Below are 1,581 nucleotides of genomic sequence, written 5' to 3' on the forward strand. Positions count from 1 at the left end.
ATCATTAATATTCCATTTTTCACTCATTTTTACACACTCCTTTTCTCGAAAGCCCTTAGCAGTATATGCAAACAAGGAAAAATGTGTATTCGTCTATTTAATATTATATTTTTCATATTTATAAGATATGATATTTAGTTGATGTTAAACAAAGCTTATTTTTACATCGATGAGCATTTATATCCTAAAACAGAAAGGAAAAACTATCGCCGCATAAATTGCGCTCTCCTTATCCCTCTTGTTTCCTTAAGTATAATCGAGCTATCATGCAATATCCCATTCTAAGCTAACAAGGAGAATGTAACATTGAATAATGAAAACTCTTCAAAGTTGATTGTTTTGCCGTTATTCGTCTCAATTATCGCAATATCATTCTCTGCCATCTTCGTTAAAAGGGTCTGAAGCACCGGCAACGATCCAGTATGTACCGCATGTGGATGGCAGCGATTTTATTATTCCCCTTTGTCTGGACAAGGCGGGAAGAATTCCAAAAAATATCCCAAAAGGAATGGCTATTGTTATTCTTTTCAGGATTATTTCTAGCATTACATTTTGCACTATGGTTCGGATTGTTAAACTTCTGTCGCAAGTTCAACAATCATTCTTGCTTTGCAGCCTATCGTTTGATTGATGGTGGCTTTATTTTATACACGCACGACGAAGTCTGCATTATTGGCGATGGGAATCGCTGTAAACGGCGCTGTTATCCGCGGGAGCATGTTCTTTTACGAAAGTAACTAATCAGTACGGATTAGATGTAACAGTAGGGGACATTCCCTATGATCATTCGGTAGTTCCCTTGAGAGCAAAGGTTATCATGACTTAGAGCACGCTATGGAAGGTATGAAAAAGGCGAGGTCTAATTATGTATGGGATTATTTTAATGACATTGAAGCTTACGAGCTCAGCGATGAATGCTTTAAAGGATTGTTCAAGTGATGTGAGAGAACATAATAAACATTATATCCCCGTTGCATTACCATTTTTACCATTTAAAGATAATCACGATTTATTATTGTCGTCTCACTTCCTTCCTATTTATGTATACTGATAGTTTAGGATTCCAATTTCATTTAAACACAATAGATGAAATGCTAAGGGTAACTAAAGAGGTGATTCGCATTTTCCCAACTATAGATTTAGAGGGTAATGAATATAAATATCTAAAAAAAGATCACCTGGTGAATAGAGGTTGTGAGTAGAAACAAAAACAGTATTATAAGAATTTCAAGCTAATGCTAGCAGAGGCTTAATAATAAAGAAGAGTATCTAACTAAAGGATAACGTTATCATTCAAATCTTCCATAATCGGGGGCTTTAGCTTAATAAACTAAATCAGAAAATTGGTTCCTAAACACTGTAAAGGAACCAACCTATCATGCTCTAATTTGCTTAAGTTGTATATCTGCATTTTCCCGACGCTACCCATACAAGTTGTCCGAAACAACAACTATGGTCCCCAACATCCAGTTATTGCTATTTGTTCACTTATTTTGGTGCCTACTATGGGCGCTTTGTGTATAGTACTGTACCCTTGTTATTGATTTCTCCTTCTAATTTCTTTAAAAGCAAGTATACACC

General features: G+C 35.5%; 1 pseudogene. It reads left to right on the forward strand.

What is annotated here, in order from left to right:
* Positions 1-306: 306 nt before the first annotated feature.
* Positions 307-714 (forward strand): annotated as a pseudogene (locus F1560_RS21150) (EamA family transporter); the annotation flags it as partial.
* Between the last annotated feature and the right edge of the window lie 867 nt (positions 715-1,581).

Source organism: Oceanobacillus polygoni, from assembly GCF_008304605.1.
In the GTDB taxonomy this organism is placed as follows: domain Bacteria; phylum Bacillota; class Bacilli; order Bacillales; family Amphibacillaceae; genus Oceanobacillus; species Oceanobacillus polygoni.